The sequence below is a fragment of the Streptomyces sp. NPDC007875 genome (assembly GCF_042868035.1).
GTDB classification, from domain to species: Bacteria; Actinomycetota; Actinomycetes; order Streptomycetales; family Streptomycetaceae; genus Streptomyces; species Streptomyces antimycoticus.
This window is the reverse complement of record NZ_JBIADZ010000002.1, coordinates 336,134-348,615: the sequence shown is the minus strand read 5'-3', so window position 1 is coordinate 348,615 and position 12,482 is coordinate 336,134. Positions and strand designations below refer to the sequence as shown.

Genomic DNA, 12,482 nt, shown 5'->3' with positions numbered 1-12,482 from the left:
CCTTAGTGAGTTGGTGCAGGGGTGGGAAGCGAAGTCAGACGGTGGCGTCGCCCTGGCCCAGCGAGGCGAGGTACCGCTCGGCGTCCAGCGCCGCCGAGCAACCGGTGCCGGCCGCGGTGATCGCCTGGCGGTAGGTGTGGTCCACGACATCGCCCGCGGCGAAGACACCGGGCAGGTTCGTCCGGGTGGTGGGCGCATCCACCTTGAGGTAGCCCTCGTCGTCCAGGGCCAGCTGGCCCTTGAACAGCTCGGTGCGCGGGTCGTGGCCGATCGCGATGAACAGTCCGGTGACCGGCAGTTCCGAGGTCTCGTCCTTCTTGACATCGCGGAGGGTGAGACCGGAGAGCTTGCCGTCGCCGTGGATCTCCTCGACCGCGCTGTCCCAGACGAACGAGATCTTCGGGTCGCCGAAGGCCCGCTCCTGCATCGCCTTGCTGGCGCGCAGGGTGTCCCGGCGGTGGACCACGGTGACCGACTTGGCGAACCGCGACAGGAAGGTCGCCTCCTCCATGGCCGTGTCGCCACCGCCGATGACGGCGATGTCCTGGTCCTTGAAGAAGAACCCGTCACAGGTGGCACACCAGGAGACACCGCGGCCGGAGAGCTCGTCCTCGCGGGCCAGCCCCAGCTTGCGGTGCTGGGAGCCGGTGGTCACGATGACGGTCTTGGCGCGGTGGACCGTACCGGCGGAGTCGGTGACGGTCTTGATCTGCTCGGTGAGGTCGACCGCGACCACATCGTCCGGGATGAGCTCGGCGCCGAAGCGCTCGGCCTGAGCCCGCATGTTGTCCATCAGGTCGGGGCCCATGATCCCGTCCCGGAAGCCGGGGAAGTTCTCCACATCGGTGGTGTTCATCAGGGCACCACCCGCGGTCACGGAGCCTTCGAAGACCAGCGGCTTCAAGGAAGCGCGGGCGGTGTAGAGCGCGGCCGTATAGCCCGCGGGCCCGGAACCGATGATGATCACGTTGCGGACGTCGCTCACGGATGTCTTCCTTGTCTCTGCCGACTGCCGGACTGCTGACTGGGCGGGCGGCTCCGGGTCCCCCCGGAATTCCGCTGCCACCCCACCCAACGGATCCTACGGGTCAGGCATTCCCGAGCGCTGTCAGACAGGGCCCCGGGGTGCGCGGTGTGCCTCAGGGGCGCGGATAGGTCCGGGTCACCAGAAGCTCCCCGGGAGACGACGGAGACGCCGAGACGCAGGACGCGTCGATTACAAAGGCATCGACGAGAGAGCTGTCGGAGGGGTGCGGGAGGACGACGATATAGGCGGTCTGGCCGTCGTAGGTGTCCTGCTGCGCCGCGAGTGCCGGCTCCTTGCGGCCGGTGCCGCTCTGCACACAGGACGGCACGTTCGGGTCGTCGTCGGCCCGCAGCGGGACATCGGGTGAGTTGCCCTGCCCGGTGACGCCATTCGACGCCGTGGACTTCCGGTCGACGAGCAGCTCGTGCACGCGGTCCTTGAGCGTGCCCGAGGAGAGGGTGGACTTCCCGGAGCTCTGGCTGGCATGGGCCTGGGTGCCGGGGTCGCTGTGATCACCCGAGGAGCCGCCCTGGATGAAGAAGGAACCGATGCCGATCACTGCCGCGGCACATGCGCCGCCCAGGACGACCTTGGGCCAGCGGCGGGCGCGGCCCGGGCGGGCGCCGGGTCCAGTGGACCCGCGTCCCGGCCCCGTGGCCCCACGCGTGCGCCCAGCGGGCCGGTCCGCCGCGGTGGAGGACTTGGACGGAGGCGTCACGGCGTCGGAGGCGGGGGTGGCGTCGGCGGTTTCACGTGAAACCGACGTGGGTGCCGGATCCGGCTCCGGAGTTTCACGTGAAACATCGGCCACCGGCTCGGGAGCGGTCGCGTCGAGAAGCGCTTCGGCGGCCAGCGCCGCGTCGATACGGCCCGCGATATCGGCGGGCATCCGCACCGGTCCCGGCAGGGTCCCGAGTAGGGAGCGGATCTCTTCCAGGGACGTCGATACGTCCGCGCACAGCACGCAACTCGCGAGGTGAGTGCGCACATCGACGGCGCGGGACGGAGAGAGCAGACCCTCGGTGAGTGCGGAGATCTCCGCGACTTCAGGGTGCTCGTCCGTGTCCGTCGAGGATGTCACGCTCGCCCACCTCCGCCCTTCACGGCATCTGTGTCGTTCGGTCCTGCCGTCGGTGGGACGGACGTCCCCTGCGTCCGGTTCCTTCCCACGCCCGAGGGTGAGCTACCCCTCCCGCTGGGGTGGAGATGTGAGAGCAGCGGCAGCAGTCGTGCGCGGCCCCGGGCACAGCGGCTCTTCACGGTGCCGGTCGGAACGTCCAGGACCTTCGCCGCCTCCGCGACGGGATAGCCCTGCATGTCGACCAGCACCAAGGCCGCGCGCTGCTCGGGAGGGAGGGTGCGCAGCGCCCGGAGCAGTTCGCGGTGGAGATCACCGCGCTCGGCGGGAGCGGCGGCTGATTCATGGGGTTCCAGAAGTTGCTCGAGCCGCTCGGTGTCGTCCACGGGGGAGGTGCGACGGGAGGCGGCCTTGCGGGCCCGGTCCAGACAGGCGTTGACCGTGATCCGGTGCAGCCAGGTCGTCACGGCGGACTGGCCCCGGAAGGTGTGCGCGGCGCGGTAGGCGGAGACGAGCGCGTCCTGGACCGCGTCGGCCGCTTCCTCACGGTCGCCGAGGGTGCGCAGCGCCACCGCCCAGAGTCTGTCGCGGTGGCGCCGCACTATTTCGCTGAAGGCGTCCGGGTCGCCGTCGACGTGCCGGGCAAGGAGCTCGCCGTCGCTCGCCCCGCCGATGGTGGCGTCGTCCAACGTTGAGCCCCTCCCCTCTCGGCCGACCGTAGAGGGTCAGCCCTTGACCTTGATCTCCGAGATGCCGCCACGGTAGCGATCAGCGGTGCTGGCCGGAAGCTCGGTGATGTGAACCAGGACGAAACGCGTCCGTACTGGCTTGTCGAGAACGGTGGTCAGCTTCTTCCCGGCGCTCTTCAGGTCGGTGAGGTGTTTGGAGAAGGCGCTGAGCGAGGTGGGGTTGGATGCGGAGGGGTCCGCGGCGAGAACTTCCACCTTCTGGCCGGCGCGGTAGAAGTCGATGTCGATACTCGAGACGCTTTTGGCGCTGCCGAGGTCGACGACGATGCCGCTGCCCTGCTTTCGTCTGGGCAGGTTACCGAAGTTCGGGTAGTTCCAGAACTCCTTGGTCACCCAGGCGGTGCCCGCGTCGCCGTCCACGGCTCCATCGACCTTGTCCGGGGCGAAGGGCACGTCCAACGGGGAGAACTCCGTGGCGCTCGCGATGTCGAGCGGCTTGCCCACGAGCTGCTCGCCCTTGCCGTCGTCCTTCTCGCTGGTGGACTTGCCCGGGTCGGTCTTGTTCTCCTCCTTGAGGAGGGTGTCGGCGAGCTGCCAGCTGCCGAGGCCGAGGGCGGCGATCAGAAGGGCGGAGACGGTCCACTTGAGGGCCTTGCCCGTGCGGCTCTGCAGCGGCGGCGGAGGGGGCACTGGAGCGGCCGGGCGGGCCGTGTGCGCGGCGCCGCCACGGTTCGGCGGCTGGCCGTACACGCCCTGTTGGTACGTCGTGCGCGAATACGCCGGCGAAGGGGTGTAGGCGGGCTCGGGCGGCCGGATGCGAGGCATGGCCGCGACGGCCTTGGCCAGCTCCTCGGGGGTGGTGCAGGGCTGGTCCTGACGGGAGGCGGTGGCCCCGTCGTTGACCAGTGCGCGCATCGCGAGCTCGGACAGACCGCGGTGCACTCCCGCGCGCACCTGGTCGGGGGCGATCAGGCCCACGCCCTTGGGCAGCCCGGAGAGGCCGTAGGCGTCGGTGTCGTACGGCCAGCGCTGAGTGAGCGCCGCGTACAGCAGCGCGCCAATCGCCTCGGTGTCCGTGCGCTGGGGGTGGTCGACGCTGATACCGCGCAGGGCGGCCATGACGGCGAGTCCCCGGATGCGGTACTGGCCGGACTCGGTGCGCAGCACGGAGCCGGGGTTCAGCCGCAGATGGGCCAGGCCCTCACGGTGAGCGGCGGCCATGGCCTGGGAGACCTGGCTGACCAATTGGTACGCGTCGTGCGGCTCGAGCGGCCCGGCGGCCAGCACGGCGGTGAGTTCGGTGGCGTCGGGAAGCCACTCATGGACGACATAGACGAGATCGTTCTCCTCGACGGCGTCGAGGACCTGGACGAAGCGAGGGTCGCCCAGCAAGGCCGCCGAACGGGCCGCGGCGAGCACCGGCCTGGCGCGCGGATGGTCGGCGGGCAGGACATGCACACCGACGGCACGCCGCAGTTTTTCGTCCACGGCACGCCAACTGCTGAATCCGTCCAGACGGGTGACGCACTCCTCCAGACGGTAGCGTCTGGCCAACTTGTGACCGCTGTGCAGCTCGAGGGGGCTCGCTTCGGCCGCGGCGTCCACCTCTTCGGTGACCGCGGCCTCTGTCCCCTTACCGACCTTCTCTTTCGTCCCCGCCCCGTCGGCCGTGGCCTTGCCCGCCTCGGCGGTCAGCGGCTCCGCTCCACCGCTGTCGGCCACGTCGACGGCAGCCGTGCTCCGTTCCGCCACCGTCGTTCCTGCCTCCCCATCCGTTGCGCCTACTCCGAGCCAAGACAATTGTGCCCACAGTCCGCCGCTATGCACGACACACGGTGGCGGACGATGGTTGTGCTCAATGATCAGCGTCCGAGTCGTCCGCGCACCATACCGACCATGGCCGTCAGCTCCTCAACGCGCATCCGTTTGGCAGCAATGTAGAAGACCGCGATAAGAACGAGACCGCCGCCCAGCAAACCCGCTACAGAGCCGGCGATGCCCATTCCGAGGGTCTGCATGATGGTGTACGCCGAGCCGCCGCCCAGGATGGCTGCGGGGATGCTGGCGCCCGCGAGGCGGGTGTAGGTGCGGACGACGCGGGGGCCGTCCAGATCGCCGCCCAGCCGGTCGCGCAGCCGCTTCCAGGCCACCCCCACGCCGGTGGCGTAGGCCAGGCCGTAGGCGGCCGCCATACCGGCGACGGCCCAGCGGGCGGGGAGCACGACGTAGGCGAGCGCGGAGCCGGCGGCGTTGACGGCGGCGACGATCACCGTGTTGTAGAAGGGGGTGCGGGTGTCCTCGTAGGCGTAGAAGCCGCGGAGGACGACGTACTGCACGGAGAAGGGGATGAGTCCGAGGCCGAACGCCATGAGGATGTAGCCCATGGCCTGGGCCGTCTCGGTGCCCGAGGTCCCGAACAGCAAGGTGCAGAGGGGGATACCGAGCGCGATGAAGCCGAAGGCGAGGGGGACGATGGCGACGGCGGAGGTGCGCAGGCCCTGCGAGATGTCGTCGCGGACCGCTCCGGGGTCGCCGTCGTGGGCCGCCCGGGAAAGCCTGGGGAGCAGAGCTGCCATGACCGACACGGTGATGATGGCCTGCGGCATGTTCCAGATGAGCTGAGCACTCGTGTAGCCGACGTAGCTCGCTCCTGGGTGGCCCCCGTTGTCGGCCTCCGTACCGGCCGCGGTGGCGAGCTGGGTGACCACGATGTTGCCGGCCTGGTTGGCTAGCACGAACAGCACGGTCCACTTGGCCAGTTTGGCGGCCTTGCCGAGTCCGTGGCCACGCCAGTCGAAGCGTGGCCGGAAGCGGAAACCGGCTGCCCGGAGATAGGGGAACATCGCCAGGGCCTGGACGGTGAGGCCGAGGAGTGTGCCGATGCCCAGCAGCCGGATGCCCTCCGGCGTGATGGTCGTGACACCCATGTTGGAGTTGCTGGAGGTGCCGAACACCCAGATGAAGAGGCCGAAGGTGGCGATGACGACAATGTTGTTGAGGACCGGGGTCCACATCATCGCGCCGAACTTGCCCCGGGCGTTGAGGATCTGACCGACCACGACGTGCACGCCCATGAAGAAGATGGTGGGCAGGCAGTAGCGGGCGAAGGTGACCGCAACCTCGTTGGAGGGGGGATCGCTGGCGATGTCCGCAGAGAGCATCCGGATCAGCGCCGGAGCCGCGAACAGTGAAACCGCGACGAGGCTGCCGAGCGCGACCATCGTCAACGTGAGCAGACGGTTGGCGTAGGCGACTCCGCCGTCGTCGTCCTCCTTCATCGCGCGCACGAGCTGTGGGACGAAGACGGAGTTCAGGCCGCCGCCGACGGTGAGGAAGTAGATCATCGCGGGCAGCTGATAGGCGACTTGGTAAGCCTGGCCGAGGCTGGCAGCGCCGAGGCCCGCGACGATCACCATCTGTCGGACGAACCCGGTCAGGCGGGAGACCAGGGTGCCCGCGGCCATCAGGGCGCTCGACTGCAGCAGACTCGCCGCCCGGCCCCCTGAGGGCTTCTTCGGCTCCGGCTCGGCCGCAGGGGCGGTCACCACCGGAGCGGCCACCGTGGGAGCGGCGGCCGTGGCGTGAGTGGACTCGGATCTCGACGGTCCGGGAACCGGTGCCTGCCCCTGCGTGCGCGCCTGTCCGTGCGGGTAGTTCTGCGAGCCCTGCGGATAGCCCTGGCCCTGGGCGGCCCGGGGGTCATAGGGCTGCTGATCGCGGTAGAGATGCGCGAACGCGTCCCGCTGCGGCTGTTGCGTCGCGCCGTAGCCGTCGCCGGCCTCCGGATAGCCGGGGCCCGGCTGACCACCGGTGTACGGCTGCTGTGCCGCGCCCTGCTGGCCGGGGGCGGCCTCGGAGTGCCAAGCACGCGGGTCGGGGCCCTGCGGCGTGGGGGGCTGCTGGTAGTGCTGCTGCTGGTAGCCCCCCTGCTGCGGTGCGTGGGGGGCGTGCCGGTCGTACAGCGGATCCGTCAGCGGGTCGTGGGCGTAGCGATCCTGCGTCGGATACGGGTAGGGCGTGAAGCTGCCCGTCGCGTACGTATCGTCCAGATACGGATCCGGCGCGTAGTACTGCTGGCCGTACGACTGGCGCGGGTCGGCCTGGGGGGCCTGGTGGGCGTCGCCCAGATACGGATCGCGCTGGTGCGGTTCCTGTCCGTAAGGGTCGTGGGAGCCGTGAGGCGAAGGCTGCGGCGGTGGTGGCACTCGGCCATCACCGTCATACGGCGCGTTCATCGCTACCCCACCTCATCGTCCGCTGCGGCCGACCGGCCCCGGCTTTGCTCAACGCTCCACTTTCTCACCCGAGCCGGACGGGCCAGCGCTTTGCGATCCGGTGTCCGCCGCCGGGTCACTCGGCTGCTCGGGCACGAGGGCATGCGCGGGGTCACGCCGGTCGGTCTCCGGGACCTCGCTGTCGTCCTCATCCTGCCCGTGCGCCGTCTCGGCGTCTTCCCCGTCTCCGCCGTCCTCACCGCTCTTTGCGGCCGCGCGCTTGCGCTGGACGTAGATCCGGACACCGGCGAGGACCAGCAGCAGCACACCGCCGGCGATCACGAGAATCACGGTCGACGTGATTTCGGTGACATTCACCTCGAACAGCATCTCGCGGCCGTAAGGCTGTCCGTCCGGGGTGTAGAGCTGGGCCGAGACCCACACCGGGCCGTTCGCGTTGGCCGTGGTCCCGAACTTCACGGACTGGCTGTGGCCGCCCTCCACATTGACCAGCTGAGGGTCGCTGATCGCCAACCGGTTGCCCTGCTGGGAGCGGAGGACGAGCCGCAGCTCGACACCCTGCACCAAGTTGTTCTGCAGGGTCACCGGGACGGTGGCGCTCCGCCCGGAGAGGGTCATGTCCGTCTTGGGGACCAGGCGCACCTTTTTGGTGAGCCCGGACAGGTACGTCTGCACGTCGTGCCGGAAGCCGGCCGCGTTCTGCGCCTCGTTGCGCCATGAGGTCGACATCTCGCGCCTGATCGCGTTCCCGAAGGGCGTGACCACCCGGTACTTGGCGGTGAGAATCGGCTCGAAATTGTCCAGGGTCTTCTGGGTCTCCTGGATCCTGTCGAACGCCTCGGCGGGCAGTTCCCGCGCGCGCAGCGACCGGGGGTACGAGCGGGAGCTCGGCACCCGCTGGGTGGCGCTCGGGTCGGGCTTCGCCTTCGCGGCCTGTCCCAGGCTCAGCGGCTGCGTCCACTGCCCGGAGAGGCCCTCCAGGGCCGCCGCCATCGCCTGCGCCTGGCTGGTGGTGGGCGTCCGCTGGGGGGCGACCACGATGCTGCGCTGCTTGTCCGGCGCCTGCAGGTTGACCATCTGGCTCTGTGCCAGGAACGTCTGGATGGCGAGGGTGGAGTTCTCCGCCTTGGACATGTCGCCGGTGAAGGCCGTCGACAGCCGTGCGTCGGCGACCACCGCCGTATTGCCGCCGCCGATCTGGCGGGCCGCGGTGGGGGTGTAGGAGAGCCCGCCGGTCTCGCGCAGGCTGTCGCTGCGGGCGATGACGTTGTGCGCGCCCGCGGAGGTGGCGACGTCCACGATCGAGGAGTCGATCGCGCCGTCCACGGGCCAGGCGAAGTCCGTGCGAGGCCGCACCCCGAGGATGGTCTCCACGGTGGTCGAGGCGAGTTCGGTGGCGCCCTGGAGGTGGCTGAGGGTGCCGGTGATGTTCTTACCGCGGTGGGCGAGCGAGGCGAGGTCGGGGTCGGCGAACGGCAGCGCGACCACCTGCTTGCCGTCCACGGCCTTCTGCAGGGCGTCGAGCCACTGCTTGGCGGCAGTCTGGCCGCGGCCCGCCGTAGTGCCCTTGCCCGAGGGGTTCTGGACCTCGTACTTCTTGGTCATCGCGTCGACCGTGGCGAGCAGGTCGGGGTCGACCACCCAGGTGATGGGGAGGTTCTTCCCCAGGGCGACCATCTGCTGCAGCCGGCCGCCGGGGGCCAGCTCCTTGGTGAGGCGGTCGTCCCGGAAGATCGGGGTGCGGTCCTCGTCGTTGTCCGTGCGCGCGGTCACATGGGTGGCGGAGATCAGTGGCCACAGATAGGTGAGCTGGGACTTCTTCGTGGCCGTGCCCGACTGCCAGGGCAGGAAGGTCCGCTCGATGCCCAGCACCTGCGGCCAGGGCTGACTGGAGGTGCCACCGGTGAGCGAGACGCCGAGCTGATAGACGCCGTTCTCCCCCAGGTGCAACTGGTCCACCGGTATGGAGAGGGAGAAGTCACGGCTGGTGCCGGCCGACAGCTTGCCGATCTTCTTGGCGTATTTGTCGTCCACCTCGGTGCCGTCGAGGCCCTCCGTATAGCCGGTGCGGTGGGCGGCGGTGTCGATCGCGTTGCGGCCGTTCATGGTCGGACCGACACGGAGGCCCACCCGGGCTCCCGAGACCGTGCTCTTGGTGTCGTTGGTGACGGTGCCGCTGACGGTGAGGGTGTCGCTCTTCTTCGGCGCGGTCGGGGTCAGCGAGGTGATGGAGACGTCCACCGACCGTGAGCCGGTGGCCTTGCTCTCTGCGTGGGCGGCGGGCGCCGCCGGAATCTGCGTCAGGCCCGCGAGCATCGGCGCCGCGGCGAGCAGGGCCGCTGTGCGCCGCAACCATCGTCGGGCGCGAGCGGAAGTTGTCCCCCGGAGGTCTGCCGCATCGGCCACGCGCTCGCCCGTCCCTTGTCGTCAGTAGGTCGTCAGTGGTCGTCGCAATGTGCGTCCACGAAATGGTAACGATGCCCGCTGTGGCGAAGTGCTGTGGATGGCTCCACAAGATCGTTACGCAGTGGTGGTCCGCATCGGGTGTGGAGTCCGCGGGGCGCACGGCCACGTACCCTGTTCTGTTGTGCCGAACGCCAACAATGACAGCCGACCCCCGCAGCCGACCAATGAGCTCAGCCAGGTGCAGCGCCGCGCCGTGGGCGAGCTCCTGCGGGTCTCTCCCGTTGCCGACGATCTTGCCCGTCGCTTCCAGCAGGCTGGTTTCCGCCTGGCTCTGGTCGGCGGCTCGGTACGGGACGCGCTGCTCGGCCGGCTCGGTAACGATCTGGACTTCACGACGGACGCACGGCCGGACGAGGTACTGAAGATCGTACGGCCGTGGGCAGACGCGGTGTGGGATGTCGGCATCGCCTTCGGCACCGTTGGCTGCCGTAAGGACATGGCCGCAGGAAGCGGGGCGGATCAGAGCTTCCAGATTGAAATCACGACTTATCGGTCAGAAGCCTATGACCGGACATCCCGGAAGCCCGAGGTGTCGTACGGCGATTCCATCGAGGAGGACCTGGTCCGTCGGGACTTCACGGTCAACGCGATGGCGGTGGCGCTTCCGCAGAAGGAGTTCATCGACCCGCACCACGGTCTGGAGGATCTCGCCGCCCGGGTGCTGCGCACCCCCGGGACGCCCGAGGAGTCCTTCTCCGACGATCCGCTGCGGATGATGCGCGCCGCGCGCTTCGCCGCGCAGCTGGACTTCGAGGTGGCCCCCGAGGTGGTCGCCGCGATGACGTCGATGGCCGACCGTATCGACATCGTCTCGGCCGAGCGGGTACGTGATGAGCTCAACAAGCTCGTCCTGGCCGACCACCCCCGCAAGGGGCTGCGGCTGCTGGTGGAGACCGGGCTGGCCGACCGCGTCCTGCCGGAGCTCCCGGCGCTGCGTCTGGAGCGTGATGAGCACCACCGCCACAAGGATGTGTATGAGCATTCGCTGACGGTGCTAGACCAGGCCATCGACCTGGAGACCGAGGGGCCCGATCTGGTGCTGCGGCTGGCCGCGCTGCTGCATGACATCGGTAAGCCCAAGACGCGCCGCTTCGAGAAGGACGGTCGGGTCTCCTTCCACCACCACGAGGTGGTGGGAGCCAAGATGACCAAATTCCGGATGACGAAGCTCAAGTACTCCAATGAGCTGATCAAGGACGTCTCACGCCTTGTCGAGCTGCATCTGCGCTTCCACGGCTATGGCACGGGGGAATGGACCGACTCCGCCGTCCGTCGCTATGTCCGTGACGCCGGGCCGCTGCTGGACCGGCTGCACAAGCTGACCCGCTCGGACTGCACCACCCGCAACAAGAGGAAGGCGACGGCGCTCTCGCGTGCGTACGACGGCCTCGAGGAGCGCATCGCCCGGCTGCAGGAGCAGGAGGAGCTGGACTCGATCCGCCCGGATCTGGACGGCAACGAGATCATGAAGATCCTCGGTATCCCCCCGGGGCCGCAGGTGGGCAAGGCGTACAAGCATCTGCTGGAGATGCGGTTGGAGCACGGTCCGATGGAGCGGGAGACCGCGATCGCCACGCTCCAGGAGTGGTGGGACGCTCAGTCGGAGGGCTGAGTCCCTCCGGTTTCACGTGAAACATCGACCCGCTGGGCGTGGTCCCGGTCATGTTTCACGTGAAACCTGACCAGCAGAGCGGTGGCTGCGTAGAGCAGCGCCACACAGAACAGCAGCGGGGCCGATCTGCCGTCCGGCGGCAGTATCACCGCGGCGACCGCCGCGGCTCCCACGAAGGCGACGTTGAACAGCACGTCGTAGAGGGAGAAGATCCGGCCGCGGAAGTCATCGGCGATGGCGGACTGCACCACGGTGTCGGTGGCGATCTTCGCGCCCTGGGTGACGAGCCCGAGGACGAACGCGGCGATCAGCATGGGGGCGGGCTCGAAGGGCAGTCCGAGACCGGGCTCCAGAAGGGCCGCGCTTCCCGCGCACACCATTACCCAGGAGAGTCGGCCGTCCGGCCGGGAGGACGCAGGCGTCCTGAGTCGGGCCACCGCCCATGGGGTGATCACCGCCGCTGCGAAGAAGCCCGCGCCCGAGACCCCGACGGCCAGCCCCAGAAGCGCGAGCCCCTCGGACTCGGTATCGGCCCATGCATAGCGGCAGAGCATCAGCACCGTCACCGTGAGCGCCCCGTAGCAGAAGCGCATCAGCGTCATCGCGGCCAGCGCCACGGTCGGGTCCCTGCGTTCCAGGAGATGGCGTACACCCGCGACCAGACCCCGCGCGGTGCTCATCAGGGCCGCGGGGAGACGGGGCTGAAGGGCCGCGGGATCCGGCCCCAGCAGGCCCGGTGCCATCGACACGGCGGTGAGCCCGGCGATGAGATAGAGCGCGGCGCCCACCAGGACGACCAGCGCGTCCGACGAGGTGCCTCCCGGGCCCGACAGCCGGACGATGAAGGCGAGGCTGCCCCCGGCCGTGGCGGCGAGTGTTCCGGCGGTGGGCGAGAGGGAGTTGGCCATGACCAGACGTTCCTGGCTGTCGACGACCCGCGGCAGGGCCGCCGAAAGACCGGCCAGTACAAAGCGGTTGACGGCCGTCACCGACAGGGCCGAGACGTAGAAGAGCCACTCCGGCACTTGGCCGAGGACCAGTACGGCGGTTCCGGTGGCCAGTCCCGAGCGCAGCAGATTGCCGTAGAGCAGCACTTGCCGCCGGCGCCAACGGTCCAGCAGCACACCGGCGAGGGGGCCGAGCAGGGAGTAAGGGAGCAGCAGGACGGCCATGGCGGAGGCGATGGCCGCGGCGGAGGTCTGCTTCTCCGGGGAGAAGACCACATACGTGGCGAGTGCTACCTGGTAGACGCCGTCGGCCGCCTGGGACAGCAGGCGGATGGCCAGGAGGCGCCGGAAGTCACGCAGTTGCAGCAGTACGCGGAGATCACGCACAACAGGCATGACGCCAGCCTCACACACCACACGGGCCTCCG

Annotated in this window: 8 protein-coding genes; 1 reads left to right on the top strand and 7 read right to left on the bottom strand. The window is 69.3% G+C overall.

From position 1 onward, the window contains the following. Window positions 1-34: 34 nt before the first annotated feature. From trxB to ACFYOY_RS05270, 6 genes are all read right to left on the bottom strand, one after another. A complete protein-coding gene (gene trxB / locus ACFYOY_RS05295) occupies window positions 35-985 on the bottom strand; it encodes a thioredoxin-disulfide reductase (RefSeq protein ID WP_059143740.1) in 951 nt (316 codons plus the stop codon). 154 nt (window positions 986-1,139) lie between these two features. Next, window positions 1,140-2,108, bottom strand: coding sequence for a hypothetical protein (locus tag ACFYOY_RS05290; RefSeq protein ID WP_388584924.1), 969 nt, complete (start codon window positions 2,106-2,108; stop codon window positions 1,140-1,142). Continuing rightward, complete coding sequence (gene sigM, locus ACFYOY_RS05285) at window positions 2,105-2,794, bottom strand: RNA polymerase sigma factor SigM (RefSeq protein ID WP_014061963.1); 690 nt, start codon at window positions 2,792-2,794, stop codon at window positions 2,105-2,107. The genes ACFYOY_RS05290 and sigM overlap by 4 nt, the downstream gene beginning before the upstream one ends. 36 nt (window positions 2,795-2,830) lie before the next feature. Further along, window positions 2,831-4,546: a protein kinase family protein gene (locus ACFYOY_RS05280; protein ID WP_351883636.1), complete on the bottom strand. Its 1,716-nt coding sequence runs from the start codon at window positions 4,544-4,546 to the stop codon at window positions 2,831-2,833. 110 nt (window positions 4,547-4,656) lie between these two features. Beyond that, a complete protein-coding gene (gene murJ / locus ACFYOY_RS05275; RefSeq protein ID WP_388584920.1) occupies window positions 4,657-7,029 on the bottom strand; it encodes a murein biosynthesis integral membrane protein MurJ in 2,373 nt (790 codons plus the stop codon). A 48-nt stretch (window positions 7,030-7,077) separates the two neighbouring features. After that, window positions 7,078-9,435, bottom strand: a complete 2,358-nt coding sequence (locus ACFYOY_RS05270) for a DUF6049 family protein (protein ID WP_351883640.1) — start codon at window positions 9,433-9,435, stop codon at window positions 7,078-7,080. A gap of 181 nt (window positions 9,436-9,616) precedes the next feature. Here ACFYOY_RS05270 and ACFYOY_RS05265 point away from each other — a divergent pair, with 181 nt between their 5' ends. Beyond that, window positions 9,617-11,107 carry a CCA tRNA nucleotidyltransferase gene (locus tag ACFYOY_RS05265; protein ID WP_351883642.1) on the top strand — a complete coding sequence of 497 codons (1,491 nt, stop codon included), beginning with the start codon at window positions 9,617-9,619 and terminating at the stop codon, window positions 11,105-11,107. Here ACFYOY_RS05265 and ACFYOY_RS05260 read toward each other — a convergent pair. Continuing rightward, complete coding sequence (locus ACFYOY_RS05260) at window positions 11,092-12,450, bottom strand: MFS transporter (protein ID WP_351883644.1); 1,359 nt, start codon at window positions 12,448-12,450, stop codon at window positions 11,092-11,094. The two genes, ACFYOY_RS05265 and ACFYOY_RS05260, sit on opposite strands and share 16 nt — an antisense overlap. Window positions 12,451-12,482: the final 32 nt, after the last annotated feature.

Coding starts and splice junctions, on each gene's coding strand:
- murJ (WP_388584920.1), bottom strand. CDS start 7,029: ATGAACGCGCCGTATGACGGTGATGGCCGAGTGCCACCACCGCCGCAG.
- ACFYOY_RS05260 (WP_351883644.1), bottom strand. CDS start 12,450: ATGCCTGTTGTGCGTGATCTCCGCGTACTGCTGCAACTGCGTGACTTC.